Genomic DNA, 16766 nt, shown 5'->3' on the forward strand with positions numbered 1-16766 from the left:
TGAGTGCCGTCGATCATTGGTGACTCACCGTAATCGACGGCACTGACAACGGGGGTCAGTCACCGGTCGGTCCGGCCTTCCGGGTGCGGGCCAGCTCCTCGTAGAAGCGCAGCAGTTCGAGGTTGTCCACCGATCCGGGATTGACCGCCTTGGCCAGGGCCGTGCCCTGGAGCAGGCGCTTCACCGGGACCTCGATGCGCTTGCCGGTGAGGGTGTGCGGGACGCCCGGGACCTCGATGATGTCGTCCGGGACATGGCGGGGGGAGAGCTCCTCGCGGATCGTCTGCTTGATGCGTGCCCGCAGGCCGTCGTCGAGACAGGCGCCGTCCACGAGGTGGACGAAGAGTGGCATCCAGTAGCCGCCGTCCGGCTCCTCCAGGCCGATGACGAGGGATTCCTTGATCTCGGGGAGGCGTTCGACGGCTTCGTAGATGTCCGCCGATCCCATCCGTACGCCCTGGCGGTTCAGGGTGGAGTCCGAGCGGCCGTGGATGATCACGGAGCCGCGGTCGGTGATCGTGATCCAGTCGCCGTGCCGCCAGACGCCGGGGAACATCTCGAAGTAGCTGTCGCGGTAGCGGCTGCCGTCGGGGTCGTTCCAGAACCGGATCGGCATGGACGGCATGGGGTTGGTGACGACGAGTTCGCCGACCTCACCGATGAGCGGCTTGCCCTGGGGGTCCCAGGACTGGAGGTCGGTGCCGAGGCAGGCGGCCTGGAGTTCGCCGATGTGGACGGGCAGGGTGGGCACCGCGCCGGCGAAGCAGCTGCACACGTCCGTGCCGCCGCTGACGGAGGCGATCCAGAGGTCTTCGGCCACTTCGTCGTGCAGCCAGCGGAAGCCGTCGGGCGGGAGCGGGGAGCCGGTGGTGGCGACGCACTTGATGCGGGACAGGTCGTGGTCGCGCCCGGGGTGGACCTCCGCCTTGCGGCAGGCCATGACGTACGCGGCGGAGGTGCCGAAGAGGGTGGCTTCGGTGCGTTCGGCGATGCGCCATTGGGCGCCGGTGTCGGGGTAGCCGGGGCTGCCGTCGTACAGGACCACGGTGGTGCCGGTGAGCAGGCCGGAGACGAGGAAGTTCCACATCATCCAGCCGGTGGAGGTGTACCAGAAGAAGCGGTCCTCGGGGCCGAGGTCGCAGTGCAGGCCGAGCTGCTTGAAGTGCTCCAGCAGGATGCCGCCCTGCGATTGGACGATGGCCTTCGGCAGACCCGTCGTCCCGGAGGAGTACAGGACCCAGAGCGGGTGGTCGAAGGGGACCTGTTCGAAGACCGGTTCCGTGTCGCCCGACGTGACCGCGGACCAGTCGAGGGCGCCTGCGGGGGCCTCGGTGCCGAGCAGCGGGATGTGGATCACCGCGCGCAGGGTGGGGAGTTCACTGCGGAGTTCGGCGACGGTCTCGGTGCGGTCGTGCTCCTTGCCGCCGTAGCGGTAGCCGTCGACGGTGAACAGGATGACGGGCTCGACCTGCTGGAAGCGGTCGAGGACGCTGCGGGCGCCGAAGTCGGGGGCGCAGGAGGTCCACACCGCGCCGACGGCCGCGGTGGCGAGCAGGGCGGTGACGGCCTGCGGGATGTTGGGGAGGTAGCCGCTGACCCGGTCTCCGGGGCGTACGCCGAGGGCGCGCAGTTCGGCGGCCAGAGCGCCCACCTGGCGGCGGAGCTCTGACCAGCTGATCGGAGTCGTCTCATGTGTTTCGTCCACATGCAGCAGCGCCGCGTCATGGGTGCGGGCCGGGTCCTCGGCGGTGCGCAGCGCGTGCTCGGCGTAGTTGAGGGTGGCGCCGGGGAACCACTGGGCGCCGGGCATGGCGGGATCGGCGAGGACCCTTTCGTACGGGGCCGAGAACCGCACGTCGAACCAGTCGGCGACCGCCCGCCAGAAGGTCTCGAGCTCGTCGACGGACCAGCGGTGCAGCGCCGCGTAGCCGCCCTGCACCGGGGCTCCGTAGCGTTCGGCGGCCCAGGACTGGAAGCGGGTGATCCTGGCGGCGGCGATGCGGTCGGGGTCCGGCTGCCAGAGGGGGGCAGGGCTGGCTGCTGAGGTCATGGGGCGGCTCCCGGGTGGCTCTACGCGGTGTCTGCGTGTGTCACGCGCACGGCGGGGTGTGCGCGTGACGCGGCTGACACGGACGATGCCATGTGATCGTCTTTCGCACCAGGGCTCCCCACCCATGGTCGGACAGGGGAACATGTGCTCCCACCACGGGTGAACGGGAGTTGAACAAACCCCACGTGAGCGCCGCCGGATGGCAGGGTGAGCTGCATGGACGGTCGTGGGCTGGTGCGCTCGGTAGGGATCTTCGGAACGGTGCAGGGGTTGCGCGCGGCACGCTCGGCCTGGCGGCAGCGGCGGACCGATGCGAGAGCGCTGCCGGCCCGGGGAGCGGAGCGGGCCAGGGTGCCGGGTCCGGTGAGCGGGGCCGAGCCACTGCCGGGCGGCGGGATCGTCCGGTTCGCCCGTTCGGAGCTGCGCATCCGGGTCGCGGTGGGCGGCGCGGTCTTCTGGGGCTGGGACGGCGCGGAACCGGAGCCCTCGTACGCCCTCGACGGGACGCCTCCCGAGCCGGATCCGCGGGCCGAGCTGGAGCCCGACAAGAACGGCGGCTGGCGTGTGGTGTCGGAGCGGGTGCGCGTGGAGGTCTCCCGGCACGGCGCCGTCGAGATCCGTACGCCAGGCGGTGTCGTACTGCGCCGGGATCTGCCGCCGCGCTGGTGGGAGCCGGTGCGGGGCGGTCCGGCGCGCTGGGTGCAGCGGACCGAAGTGCCCGCGGACGCACGTTTCTTCGGGCTCGGCGGCCGGGCGTCGGGGCCACGGCTGCGGGACGGCACGTACCGGCTGTGGAACACCGACCCCAGGGGCAGCTTCGGGCCCGACGACGATCCCCTGTACATCACCATGCCGGTGCAGCTGGTGGTCGCCGACGCGGGCACGCATCTCGCCTTCCACGACAACTCCTGGGACGGCCGCGTCACCCTGCGCGAGGGCGAGGAGGGCGAGGGCTCCGGGCACGACCGGCCGGGCACCAGCGAGGTGCGCATGGACGGCGGGCCGCTGCGCTGCTGGGTGGTGGTGGGCACTCCCGCGCGGGTGCTGAGGGGCTGGACGCAGCTGACGGGCGCGCCCGCGCTGCCGCCGTCCTGGGCGCTGGGGCCGCAGCACGCCCGGTGGGGTTTCGGCAGCGAGCGGGAGGTTCGGCGGATCGTCGCGGGCTACCGGGAGCGCGAGCTGCCGCTGTCCGCGGTCCATCTGGACATCGACCACTACGACGCGCATCAGGTCTTCACCGTCGACCGGGAGCGTTTTCCGGATCTCCCGGGGATGGCCAAGGATCTGCGCGACGACGGGGTGCGGCTGGTCTCCATCGTCGATCCCGCGGTGAAGGCGGAGCCCGGGACCGCGGTGTACGACAGCGGGGCAGCGGCCGACGCGTTCGTACGGGACGGTCGCGGGCGGGAGGTGCGGGGCGTCGTCTGGCCCGGCGAATGCGTCTATCCGGACTTCACCGATCCACGCGCGCGTGAGTGGTGGGGCGGGCTGTACGAGGAGCGGCTGGCGCAGGGCTTCTCCGGCGTGTGGCACGACATGAACGAGCCCGTGTCCTTCACTCCGTTCGGGGACATGACGCTGCCGCGCTCGGCCCGGCACGCGTTGGAGGGACGCGGTGGCGACCACCGGGAGGCCCACAACGTGTACGGCCTCGCGATGGCGCGCGCGGGGCACGAGGGGCTGCGGCGACTGCGACCCGAGGAGCGGCCGTTCCTCTTCTCGCGCTCCGGCTGGGCGGGCATGCAGCGGTACGGAGGCACCTGGTCCGGAGATGTGACCACCGGCTGGCCGGGGCTGCGCGCCTCGCTCTCCCTGGTGCTGGGGCTCGGGCTGTGCGGTGTGCCGTACTCCGGTCCCGATGTGGGCGGCTTCGACGGCAGTCCGTCGCCCGAGCTGTATCTGCGCTGGTTCCAACTGGGGGCGCAGCTGCCGTTGTTCCGTACGCATGCGGCGATCGACGCGGGGCGCAGGGAGCCGTGGGAGTTCGGCCCCGAGGTCCTCGCGCATGCGCGGGCGGCGCTGGCCGAACGGGAGCGGCTGCGGCCCTACTTCGTCACGCTGGCGCACCTGGCGAGGCTGACCGGGGCGCCGTACGCGAGGCCCATGTGGTGGGGCTGTCCTGAGGACCGGGCGCTGCGCGACTGCGAGGACGCGTTTCTGCTGGGTGACGCGCTGCTGGTCGCGCCGGTGCTGGAGGGCGGGACGGACCGGCGGGCGGTGCGGCTGCCGCGGGGGCGGTGGTACGACACGGCGACGGGCCAGGCGTACGACGGCCCCGGCCAGGTGCTGGTGGACGCTCCCCTGTCACGTATCCCGGTACTGGCCCGGGGTGGTTCGGTGATTCCGGTACGGGGTGCGGACGGCGGGATGGAGCTGGAGGTGTGGGCACCTGCGGCGGGGCGTACGGGCGGCGGTCTGGTGGTCCCGGACATGGGCGACGGCTGGGAGCGGGCCGAGGTGGAGCGGTACCGGACTCGGCTGGTGGACGGGCGGGTCGTGGTGAAGCAGATCAAGGGGGACGGGTCGGCTCCGCCGAGGTGGCGGGTGCGGGTGCGGGGGCTGGGGGCGGCGGCCTGACCTGGGGCACTGCCCCACCGCCCCACCCCCTCAGTCGCCGGGAAGCGCGTAGTCGCCCGCGAACCAGTTCCGTACGGCGATCGTGTGCAGTGGGAACGCCAGCTCGGCCGGGGCGTGCAGCAGGTGCCAGCCGTCCGTCTCGTCCGTCGGCGCCGGGAGCGGGAGTTCCGCCGCGGCGCGTTCCGGGAGCAGGCCGAAGAGGAGCAGATGGCCGTTCGGCGAGCTGAGCGCGTCGGCGAGGCGGACGTCCTGGTGTGCCGCCTCGATGCCCGTCTCCTCCCTCAACTCCCTTACGACCGCGTGCCGCCAGTCCTCGGCGTGGTCGATGAAGCCGCCGGGGAGTGCGACGCCGCCGCGCTGCGGTTCGATCGTCCGGGTGATGACGACAAGGCCGAGGCCGTCCGCGTCTCGCGCGGGAAGGAGCGCGATCGCGACCGGCAGTGGATTGCGGTACGCCGTCTCGCCGCAGGCCGGGCAGGTACGGGGCCAGCCGGCGGCGGGGCCGTACGGCGCACCGCAGTTGCCGCAGTGGGAGTCCATGGACACGCGCGGACTGTATCCGATCACCTGTCCCGAGGGCCCCGGAACTGATAGACGGTGTGCCCAAGACCGGACTTGCTTCCACTCTCCGTACCCTGCTCGCGACGGCAGCCGCGCTCCTCACTGTCACGGCCACCGCCCCCGCGGCGCAGGCCAAGCCCGAGCCGAAGGCGCCCCTCGTTCGGCGGCCAATTCATGGATGCCCCAACGCTGTTGGCGAACTATCGTTCCCTTCTGGACCTGATGGAGCGCTCCGCGCTCCCTCCTGATGAGTCACAAAGCTCATCCGGTCCATCGCCCGCGAGCTGTGAAAGGTTCAACAGATGCCCGAAGATAACTGGCAGCACTCATCCTTCTGCGCAGGTGGCGGCAACAACTGTGTCGAGGTCGCCCTGGCGGGAGGCAACGGCATCGCGATACGGGAAAGCGAGAGCCCGGCCGACATCGTTTCGACGAACCGGGCCGCCCTGAAGGCGCTGGTCCTGGGGAGGCTCAGGAAACCTACTAAACATCACAATGATGGCCTCGATTGGCATGTTTATGGTGTTGCTTTGGGTGGTTACCCTCGATCGTGTGCCGGAAGCGGCGAGGGTGCCCGTTGCCCCGGACAAGGGCGGGTAGCCCGGCTCGTGGCCGAGCTACACCGGCTGCACTCGTACGAGAGGTTGTGGAACAGGCGATGTATGACGAATGGACCGCCGTTAAGCAGAAGTTCCCCTACGGGTCCACGGTCAACGGCACCGTTGAAGAGGTCGCTCCCTTCGGAATCTTCATTTCAGTGGAGGGTTTGCAACTGAGTGGTGCTTTCGCGGATGTGGCGGGAATGCACCACGGCGGCGCCGATGGTTATACGGTGATCTGGCCCGAGGTGGGTGATTCGGTCACCGGAGTCGTAGTCGAGCACACAGAGCGCAACTATCAGCTCAAGCTTCACCTGAGGTGATCGATCCGGGTTAGTGGCAGTCGAAGCGGTGGGCGTACGGCAGGTCCGGGCACCGGCAGAGGAACAGGTAGATCCTCCTCGCGCTCGTCCTCGCCCGGCTCGGGTACGTTCCGCAGCAGGCCCGCGGCTACGACCTCCGCCTCGCTGCGCCAGTACAGTCTCGGCAGTGCGGCGCCGGCCGGGTCCTCGGGATGGATCAAGGAGCACCAGACCAGCTGCAACATGTCCTTCCCGGCAGGGAATTCGAGCCCGGGACGTCCTGGCGAAGAGCTGGACCGCTGGCACCATGGGCACCGACTCCGGCGTGACCTCCCCGCCCGGCCCGAACCCGGACCCGTAGGTCCAGTGCCCGGACTCGGCGCAGTGCGGCCAGGGTTCCCCGGCGGGCCAGAGCAGCGGGCCGCCCATGGAGCGAGCTTTCGTGGACGCCGGGGTCCCCGCTCGGGTACAGCAGGGTCGTCTCCCTGGCGAGGTCGGTGAACTCCGGTATCAACGCCTGTAGGCCGAAGGGCGGTTCGGGGATGTTTCGGGGCACGGTGCGAGTCCTCCTGGGGTGGGTCTGACGAAGGCCGTGTGGGAGACGCCGGCCATCAGCCGACGCTCCCGTCGGCCTTGGGCAGCTCGCCGGTGCACGTGGCCCGGCCGAACTCGCCCATGGCAGTGGCGCGTTGGACGTGGCGGCCTCGGATGGCCAGGGTGCAGCTGGCCTCGCCGCCCTTCTCGTCCAGGATGACGTTGATGTTGGGCGCCTTGCCGATCGGGACGCGGACGGACTTCTTCCACGGCAGGTCGACAGCGGAGAGGACCGTGGCCTTGCCTGCTTCGCTGCGGGCCAGGTAGGAGATCTCGGCGGTGCCCTTGCCGGTGACCTCGTAGGTCACTTCGGCGGTGGGGACGGCGCGGGGCTTCGGCTTGTCGGGGGTGTCGAGGATGCCGTAGCCGATGAGCCCGCCGCAGGCGAGGAGGAGAGCCGCGGCTATGGCGATTGCGCGCCGGTCGATTCCCTTTGGGGTGTCCGTTGAAACCTCGGGGCTTTCGACAATTTCAGTCGTTTCTGCGGGCAGCTTGGCTGATTCCGTGGATTCTGTCGATGGCGGCATGGAAGTTCCCGCTTTCAATCGGTACGCGATTTCAGAACCGGGCGGTTATACACCAAGTGATGTGCCACGCGCGAGCATGTGGAAGAAGCGGACGTATCCGAATTGTTCTGAGGGTTGACGTGGCGCCGTCAATGTGAGTAGACATCGGCATGCCCCTGGCCAGGGGTGACGAAAGTTCACCCCACGAGCCGACCCGGAGTTTCGGGCCGGTGTAATCGGCGTGCCCTCATTCGGGATTTCGCGCACGCGAAAGCGCGAGAAATGCGAGAAGAGGGCTGCCCCAGGAAGGGCATTGTGAAAGTAAGGTTGGGGAGATTCATCTCCTGCCTTGTGGTGTCGGCGGTCGCAGGTACTGCGCTACCGCAAGTGGCTTATGCCGCACCGGCATCCAAGGATGACGACGGCAAGGGCGTTTTCGATACCTTCAAGGGCTGGTTTTCCGACGACGACGAAAGGGAGCTGGCCAAACCTCCCGTCGGCGGAAAGCTCGCGGTACCGAGCCGCGAGAAGCTGCCGAAGGGCAAGAAGCTTCCGAAGGCCAAGCGCGTCAAGGAGCTGACCGGGAAGCGCAGCGGCAGTGCGCGGTTCTGGCAGATGTCGGACGGGCGGGTGCAGGCCGAGCTGTCGGCCGTGCCGACCTCGTACAAGGCCGGGAAGTCCGGGAATTCCTGGAAGCCGATCGACACGGCCGTCCGCGCCACGGACAAGAAGGGCTTCGACTTCACCAACGGGTCCAATACGGCCACCAGTTGGTTCGGGTCGGACGCCGGGCGGATTCTGCGTTTCGAGGCGGGCGACGGCCGTACGGTCACCTTCGGTCTGGAGGGTGCGGCGAAGTCGTCGCTCAAGCCCACGGCCAAGGGCGACACCGTTACGTACAAGGACGCCATGTCCGGTGCGGATCTCACCTATCAGGTGGGTCCCGGCCGGGTGAAGGAGAACATCGTCCTCGGTGAACGGCCGGACGGGGCGGTGTCGTTCACCTTCTCGCTGGACACCGACGGGCTGACGCCGCGGACCGCCAAGGACGGTTCGATCGGCTTCTACAGCGAGGCGTCCCGCTTCCCGGTGATGACGATCCCCGCGCCGTACATGACGGACGCGAAGAAGGCGAAGTCGTCGCCGTACGGGCATGCGTACAGCTCCAAGGTGACGCAGAAGCTGGTACGCGACGGCAAGGGCTGGAAGCTGCGGGTCACGCCGGACGCCAAGTGGCTGGCGGCGAAGGAACGCCAGTATCCGGTGGCGATCGACCCGACGATCACCATCATGCCGGGCTCGGCCACCTCGCAGGACGTGATGGTCAGGTCGGACACCCCGACCACCAACTACAACTCCACCTGGGACCTTTCGGCGGGCAAGACCAGCAGCACGGCCATGGCGCGCTCGCTGCTGCGGTTCCCGCTGGACGAGATCCCGGCCGGGACGAAGATCGACGCCGCCCGGCTGGGTGTCTACTACGACCAGGTGCACACCAGCGGCTCCAGCAAGGTGACCATCGGCGCCTACCGGGCGACCGGACCCTGGACCGAGGCGCAGGCCAACTGGTCCAACACCAGCGCGCTCGTCGGTGAGCAGTCCGGCACCACCGTGCTGATGGACGACGGCGACGCCGGTACGGCCGCGGTCGGCGAGTGGCCGACGGGCTCCACCACCGGCGGGGCGGCGACCAACGACGACTTCGCCTACAACAAGAACACCGCCACGGGCGAGACGTACACCTGGCAGCCCAACGTTCCGGAGACCGACTCCTACCGGACCGACGTGCACTACCCGGCGGCGGCGGATGCGGCCACGGCCGCCCCGTACACCGTCAACTACAGCGGCGGCAGCAAGAATTACACGGTCAACCAGACCGGTACCGGCGGGGTCTGGAAGACCCTGGAGAGTGTCGAGTACCCCTGGGCCAAGGGCACGGCCGGCAAGATCGTGCTCGGGGACACCGGCAGTTCCAGCACGCGCACGCTGGCGGACTCGGTCCGGCTGGTGAACCCCGCGGCCAAGACCAAGGGCGTCGGCGAGTACAGCCAGTGGCACGACTTCCCGGTCACCGACACCGTCCAGAAGTGGGCGTCGGGGACGGCGGCCAACAACGGCTTCATCCTCAAGGCGGTCGACGAGACGTCGACGGCGCCGCTGGGCGGTCCGCAGTACGAGGCCGGTGAGAACTTCTACGGCGGCGAGGTCTCCTCGTACCCGCGGCTGACCGTCACCTACGGCAAGGTCGGCACCGCGCTCGACTCGCCGACGGTGGTGCACTCGACCGGACCCGAGCTGTCCTGGCCGCATTACACCAACTCGACCGGCAGCCCGAGCAACGACATCGTCGAGTACCAGCTGCACCGCTCCACGCAGCAGGTGTTCACGCCGTCGGCGGCGACGCTCGTCGCCCCGATCGCGTCGACCGCGACGACTTACACGGACACCACGGCAGTGCCGACCCCCGACTCCAGCTCCTCGGAGATCGGGAAGTCGTACTACTACCAGCTGGCCGTGAAGACCAAGGCCGGGGAGGTTCTCGGGTCGCCCACCCGCGTGGTGGGCATCCCGAAGGCCGGCCGGACGATGAAGATCATCCAGGCCAACCCGAAGAACTCGGTCAACCCGACGGACACCACGCTGTCCTCGGCCTCGCCGACCACCAACTGGAACAAGCTGGTCCAGGCCGGAGTCGGCCAGTCCTGGCTGAGCGTGGGCAACAACTCGGCGACGTACGACAAGACGCGTTCGGTGCTGAAGTTCCCCACCAGTGATATTCCGACCACCGCCACCATCCTGGACAACAAGCTCTACATGTGGGGCACCCTGACGTCCCAGGTGCCGGGCAGTGCGATCTACGAACTCCACTCCCTGACACAGGACTTCACCGAAACCACCGCGACCTGGAACAACGCGAACGCCACCACGCCGTGGACAACGGCCGGCGGCGACATGTCGGCGACCGTCGCCGACACCGTCGCGAACATCAACACCGACCTGGGGCGGCACTGGTGGGGCGCCACCGGACTGATGCAGTCCTGGGTCAGGACGCCCGCCAACAACAAGGGCGTGGCGCTGCGGCTGAAGGACGAGTCGTTGACCGGGCCGCAGGAGCGCAGCCTGTTCCTGTCGTCCGAGGCGCAGGACGTCCAGATGCGTCCGTACATGCAGGTCATCTACGTCGACTCGACGACCGAGGACACGTACTACGCGCCGCAGACCCCGGCCCGCATGACCCCGAACTCCACCTACACGGTGGAGATGACGGTCACCAACACCACCAGTGCGGCGTGGGCGGCCGGTGAGCGGCAGATGTCGTACACCTGGAAGCTGCCCGACGGGACCGATGTCACCACCGGTGGCAACCAGGCGTCGACGGCGATTCCGGCGCTGCTGCCGGGCAAGTCGGCGACGATCCAGGCGCAGGTCAAGACCCCGATCAACTCCGACTCGGGGAACAAGCGCAACGACTACGTGCTCGGCTGGGACGTACGCAAGATCGCGGACGGCAGCTGGCTGTCGGCCGGGACCGGCGGCATCCCCCCGCTGAAGCAGAACGTGGCGGTCGAGGACCCCACCTCCAACCAGATCGGCCTGGAGAAGTTCTACTCGTACGCGGGGAAGAACACCGGCGCCGGTTCGTCGGTGATGAACAACACCGCCTCCGGCAACAGTGTGTGGTCCTACAACGCGTTCAGCAACCCGGGCCGCGGACTCAACACCTTCGCGCGTCTGGCGTACAACTCGCTCGACACCTCCGACACGGTGCTCGGCGCCGGCTGGTCGGGCCAGGCGGCCGGCCCCATCCGGATGGGCGCTCCGCTGGTCTTCCACCCGAAGCCGAGCCCGACCGAGGTCACGCTGCCGGACGGCGACGGCACGACGCACACCTTCCGCAAGCAGCCGGACGGCAGTTGGAAGGCCCCGGCGGGTGTGCACTACAAGCTCGCCCCGAAGGTGGCGCTGGACTGCACGCCGGCCAAGGACCCGATCCCGGACGCCTGGACGATGACCCGTCCGGACGGCACCCGGTTCCTGTTCGGCTGCGACGGCTACCTCACCTCGGTGATCGACAAGAACGGCAACACGCAGTCGTTCACCTACGAGGAGCGCAAGTCCAACAACAAGCCGGTCAAGTTCCTGAAGTACGTCACCGACCCGGCCGGCCGTCAGACGCTGACCGTCGACTACTTCAAGAAGGGCGACGCCACCTACGAGTACATCAATGACTCGGGCGCCAAGGTCTCCGGCACGAACCTGACCAACACCAAGATCTACGACCACGTGAAGTCCATGACGGACATCTCGGGCCGCAAGATCGCCTTCTACTACACCACCGAGGGCCTGCTGGGGCAGTTCACCGACGGTGAAGGCTCCACCAACGGTGCGCCGAAGGTCTTCAAGTTCACCTACGACGCGACGCAGGGCAAGAAGAACGTCAAGCTGGTCAAGGCCACCGACCCCCGGGGCAACGCGACCGACCTGGCGTACTACTACCCGAAGGAGGGCGACGACCCGAAGTACCACTGGTGGACGCAGACGATCACTGATCGCAAGCGTTTCAACACGGACTTCGTGTACAAGCCGAACGCGGCGAACAGCAAGTTCACCGACACCAAGGTCACGGACGCCGAGGCTCACCCGACGGACTATGTGACCGACGACTTCGGCCGCCCGGTCCAGATCACCAACGCCAAGTCGGAGACGACGAAGACCAGTTGGGATGCGGACAACAACGTCACCTACCTTGAGGAGGCCAACGGAGCCAAGACGGCCTTCTGCTTCGACCAGAAGACCGGCTACCCGGTCTGGCAACGTGACGCCGAGAACAACAAGGCGGGCGTACCGCCGCAGAGCGACTGTGCGCCGGGCACCTATCCGGCCAACGCCGCGAAGTACGAGTACCAGACGCGTCTGGACGGCTACTCGGCCGACATCTTCCGCAAGACGTCTCCCGAGGGCCGCACCCACCAGTTCGCGTATGACACCTTCGGCAACCTGAAGGCGGTCACCGACCCCAAGGGCGTCGCCTCCGCGACGGCCGACGACTACACGACCAAGTACGAGTACAACTCCTACGGTCAGTTGACCAAGGCGATCGACGCCAACGGCAACCCGACCATCAACAGCGGCTTCGAGCCCACCGGTTACCCGAAGACCATCAGGGATGCGCTGAGCAAGGACTCGACGTTCGTCTATGACGAGCGGGGCCAGGTCCTCGAGTCGGTGAACGCCAAGGGTGCGAAGACGACCCAGGCGTACGACACCTTCGGGCGTCCGCTGGAGCAGAAGGCGCCCAAGAGCGCGGCCGACAACAAGTACATCACCGTCCCGGCGCCGACCTACGACGCGAACGACAACGTCACCAAGGTCATCTCGCCGTCGGGCGCGGTGTCGACGTCGGTCTTCGACGCGGCCGACCAGATCACCGAGTCGGTCGCCCCTGGCGACGAGGCCGATGCTCCCGGGCGCAAGACGACCCGTACCTACGACAAGGTCGGCAACGCACTGTCGGTGACGGAGCCGAAGGGCAACGAGGCCGGTGCGGCTGCCGGTTCGTACACCACCACGATGTCGTACGACGAGATCTACCAGGTGACCCGCACCACCAACGTCGACGGTGCCAGCGCGGTCGCGGTGTACGACAACGTCGGCAACGCCGTGAAGTTGATCGACCCGAAGAAGAACGCCACGGCGGATCCGGACGACTTCACGTCCAAGACCGCGTACGACCTGAGCCACCGGCCGTACGAAGTGACGGATGCCGCGGGGAAGACCGCTTCGACGAAGTACGACAAGGACTCGCTCACCGTCTCCAGCACGGACGCGGAGAACAACGAGACGCTCCTGACGTACGACGAGCGCGGTGCTCTGGCCGAGCAGAAGGTGCCGCACTCGAAGGACGGCTCCGGCACGATCACGTACCGGACGACCAAGTTCGAGTACGACCAAGTCGGCAACCGGACGAAGGTGACCAGCCCGCGCGGCGTCGAGACCACCAGTGACGCCACGGACTTTGTCGCCGAGTCGAAGTACGACGAGCTGAATCGGGTCAAGGAGCAGCTGACCCCGTTCAAGGCGGGTGACACCGACTCCGGCAGCCCGGACAAGACGTTCTACTTCTACGACGAGGTCGGCCAGCTGGAGCGGCTGTCCGCGCCGCCGTCGCAGGGGCAGACCGTCCGCAACGACACCAAGTACAGCTACTACGACAACGGTTGGACGAAGTCGTCGACGGACCCGTTCGACATCTCGACGACGTACGACTACAACGACCTGGGCCAGCAGACCAAGAACACGCTGACCTCGGCCGGCGGTTCCTCGCAGCGCACGATGACGTGGGACTTCTACCCGTCGGGCAACCAGAAGGCGCGCTCGGACGACGGTGTGCCGGTCGGCAAGCAGGTCGCGCTCGTCGACTCGACGGACGTCAACAACACAGCGACGCAGGGCAATTGGGATGCGTCGCAGGCGACAGGCCAGTGGGGCTATGACGTCCGTACGCACGCCAAGGGTGACGGCACCGCACAGTTCGTGTGGCAGCTCAACATTCCGCAGGACGGCTCGTACGAGGTCTTCGTCCGGCACGGTGATGTGACGGGTGCGGCTTCGGACGCCTCCTTCAAGGTCACGCACGCCACGGGCGATGTCACCAAGACGGTCGACCAGTCGACGCGCTCCAACGAGTGGATCTCCCTGGGTTCGTACTCCTTCACGGAGGCGGCCGCCCAGAAGATCACGCTGACGGACGCGGCGAACGGCACGGTGGTCGCCGACGCGGTGAAGCTGGTCCGCTCGAACACGGGCGAGACCGACAACGAGAAGAAGGACTTCACCTACCGCTACGACGCCAACGCCAACCTGGTGGAGGTCAAGGACCTCGCCGCCGGCGCCAAGATCGACAGCTACGCCATCGCCTACGACGGGCTCAACCAGCTGTCGAAGGTGGAGGAGAAGACGGGCAGCACGGTCAAGAACACGACCGCTCTGTCCTACGACATCAACGGCAACATCACCAGCTCCACGCACGACCTGACCTGGTCGAAGATCGAGTACGACATCCGGGACAAGATCTCGAAGGTCACCAACGCCGATTCGCCGACGGCAGGCAATCAGCAGATCTTCACCCAGACCTACACCGACCGGAACCAGCCGCTGAAGCAGACGAAGGCGAACGGCAACACCGTCGACTTCACCTACTTCCTCGACGGTCCGGCCAGGTCGGTCCTGGAGAAGACCTCGGCCGGCGCGGTCGTCGCCCAGCACGACCTGGAGTACGACCCGAACGGGAACCGCTCCAAGGACACCGCCAAGGTCATGAACGCCGACAACACCTCGGCGCACCTGAACACGGTCACGTCCTTCGACTACGACCCGCAGGACCGGATCAGGACAGTCACCCGGACCGGCGACGGTGCGGGCACGGAGGAGTACCACTACGACGGCAACTCCAACGTGGTCGACCAGACGATCGACGAGGTCTCCACTTCCTCGACGTACGACCGCAACCGCCTGCTGAAGAACACCACGGGTGGGGTGTCTGCGACCTACAACTACGACCCCTTGGGCCGCCTGGACACGGTGTCCTCGAACGGGTCGACGCAGGAGAAGTACACCTACGACGGCTTCGACCGGATGGCCAAGCACACGGCCGGCACGGGTGCTTCGGCGAAGACGACCTCGTACGTCTACGACGCCTTCGACCGCACGCAGTCGGAGACCACGTCCGGGACGAACGGCAAGACCACGGCCTTCACCTACCTGGGCATGGACAGCAAAGTGCTGCGGGAGGAGGTCGCCGGCAAGGCGACCAAGTCCTACCAGTGGTCGCCGTGGGGCCAGCAGCTGACCCAGATCAAGCACAAGGACGACGACAGCAAGGAGTATTCGCAGTACACTTACCACCCCAAGGGTGACGTCGAGGGGATCACGAAGGACGACGGCACGACCCGGGCGACGTACGGCTACACGGCGTACGGCTCGGACGAGTCGAAGCTCTTCACGGGCGCCGACAAGCCGGACGCCCAGAACCCGGAGGCGGAGCCGTACAACGAGTACCGCTACAACGGCAAGCGCTACGACGGTGCGTCGGGCACGTACGACATGGGCTTCCGCAACTACGACCCGGGGCTGAACCGGTTCCTGACGCGGGACATGTACAACGGCGCGCTCGCGGACATGACCCTGGCGAGCGACCCGTACACGGGTAACCGCTATGCCTTCGCGGGCGGCAATCCGATCTCCTTCGTGGAGCTGGACGGCCACCTGTTCGGCGTCGACATCTCGATCTCGGACATCGGGCACGCGGTGCTGGACGTCGCGGGCCAGGTGCCGGTCATCGGCGAGATCGCTGACGGCGCCAACGCCATCTGGTACGCGGCGGAGGGCAACTGGGTCGACGCGGGTCTCTCTGCGGCGGGGATGATCCCCTTCGCGGGAAGCGCGGTCACCGGGGCGCGGCTCGCGTCCAAGACGGTCAAGGCCGTGGACGCGATCGCGGACGGCGCGAAGGCGGCCGACAACGTGGCAGACACGGCGAAGGCGGCCGACACGGCCACCGACGCCGCCAAGGCCGCACCGCCTGCACCGAAGGAGGCGCCGGCCGCGCCGAAGGAGGCGCCGGCTGCCAAGACCCAGGAGGCACCGAGCTGCACCAATAGCTTTGTGCCCGGTACCAAGGTGGTGATGGCCGACGGATCCACGAAGAACATCGAGGACCTCAAGACCGGCCAGCAGGTCCTGGCAACCGACCCGGAGACGGGCGACACCAGGGCCCGCGAAGTCACCAACACCCGCAGCCACAAGAGCGACAAACACCTGGTGACCCTGACCGTCGACCCCGACGGCAAGGCCAAGCCCGGCAAGCTCACGTCAACTGCGGCGCACTTGTTCTGGCTCCCGGACGCCGGCAAGTGGGTGAAGGCCGAGCAGCTCAAGCCCGGCATGTGGCTCCAGACCTCATCGGGCACCTGGATCCAGATCACCGCGATCGACGACAGCCACCGCAGCGAGCGCGTCCACAACCTCTCCGTCGATGGCGTCCATACGTACTATGTGGTGGCGGGGACCACTCCGGTCCTCGTTCATAACTGCGGCCGGGTGGACTACGGCGGCAACGATCTCAGTCAGGCCGTCATACAGGAACGACTGAGGACGGGAAACAAGCTCAATAATTTTGCGGCGGTGAGGTACACCGATGCGGATGGGGCTTCGCAGATTGCAGTCGCATTCTCCTCGAAGGGTCCGGGCAACCACGCGGAGCGTAAATTGCTCAGAGACTACGGGGATTCGATCACTGAAGCCTATTCGGAATTCCAGCCGTGCACGGGTTCGAACAAGTGCCGCAGTAGGCTAGCTGAGGCCGGTATACCAACGACGTGGACTTGGGGTTGGACCACTTCGGCCGAGGGTTCTGCTGCAAGGTCAGCCAAGGGTAAAGCGGTGACTTCGATGTTCAGGGATGCCATATCGGGTAACTGGTAAGGTACTTCCAATATTGCGGCTGGCCTGCCACCCGTGTGGGTGGCAGGCCAGCCGTATCGTTATGAGAATGGGGACGAGCGCCGATGATTAACCA

At 67.5% G+C, this 16766-nt stretch carries 7 protein-coding genes and 1 pseudogene; 4 read left to right on the plus strand and 4 right to left on the minus strand.

Annotation, left to right across the window (positions count from 1 at the left end):
• Positions 1–55: 55 nt before the first annotated feature.
• Complete coding sequence (locus tag SLUN_RS06165) at positions 56–2050, minus strand: acetoacetate--CoA ligase (protein WP_108147523.1); 1995 nt, start codon at positions 2048–2050, stop codon at positions 56–58.
• 216 nt (positions 2051–2266) lie between these two features.
• On the opposite strand from SLUN_RS06165, the gene SLUN_RS06170 reads away from it, so the two are divergent.
• Positions 2267–4627 carry a glycoside hydrolase family 31 protein gene (locus SLUN_RS06170; RefSeq protein ID WP_108147524.1) on the plus strand — a complete coding sequence of 787 codons (2361 nt, stop codon included), beginning with the start codon at positions 2267–2269 and terminating at the stop codon, positions 4625–4627.
• 30 nt (positions 4628–4657) lie between these two features.
• Here the strand turns inward: SLUN_RS06170 and SLUN_RS06175 are convergent, their stop codons facing one another.
• Positions 4658–5167, minus strand: a complete 510-nt coding sequence (locus SLUN_RS06175) for an NUDIX domain-containing protein (protein WP_108147525.1) — start codon at positions 5165–5167, stop codon at positions 4658–4660.
• A 323-nt stretch (positions 5168–5490) separates the two neighbouring features.
• Between SLUN_RS06175 and SLUN_RS40960 the strand changes: the two are divergent.
• Positions 5491–5640 (plus strand): annotated as a pseudogene (locus SLUN_RS40960) (DUF397 domain-containing protein); the annotation flags it as partial.
• Positions 5641–5834: 194 nt separating this feature from the next.
• The gene (locus SLUN_RS40965) at positions 5835–6110 is read left to right on the plus strand and encodes a S1 domain-containing protein (RefSeq protein WP_257153964.1); all 276 of its coding nucleotides are present in this window, start codon (positions 5835–5837) and stop codon (positions 6108–6110) included.
• Here SLUN_RS40965 and SLUN_RS39345 read toward each other — a convergent pair.
• The gene (locus SLUN_RS39345) at positions 6098–6334 is read right to left on the minus strand and encodes a hypothetical protein (protein ID WP_159100194.1); all 237 of its coding nucleotides are present in this window, start codon (positions 6332–6334) and stop codon (positions 6098–6100) included. The two genes, SLUN_RS40965 and SLUN_RS39345, sit on opposite strands and share 13 nt — an antisense overlap.
• Positions 6335–6700: 366 nt before the next feature.
• Positions 6701–7210 carry a hypothetical protein gene (locus SLUN_RS06195; RefSeq protein ID WP_217502580.1) on the minus strand — a complete coding sequence of 170 codons (510 nt, stop codon included), beginning with the start codon at positions 7208–7210 and terminating at the stop codon, positions 6701–6703.
• Positions 7211–7471: 261 nt separating this feature from the next.
• On the opposite strand from SLUN_RS06195, the gene SLUN_RS06200 reads away from it, so the two are divergent.
• Positions 7472–16672 (plus strand): golvesin C-terminal-like domain-containing protein, encoded by a 9201-nt coding sequence (locus SLUN_RS06200; protein ID WP_159100195.1) that lies wholly within the window; start codon positions 7472–7474, stop codon positions 16670–16672.
• Positions 16673–16766 lie beyond the last annotated feature (94 nt).

This window comes from Streptomyces lunaelactis, from assembly GCF_003054555.1.
GTDB lineage: Bacteria > Actinomycetota > Actinomycetes > Streptomycetales > Streptomycetaceae > Streptomyces > Streptomyces lunaelactis.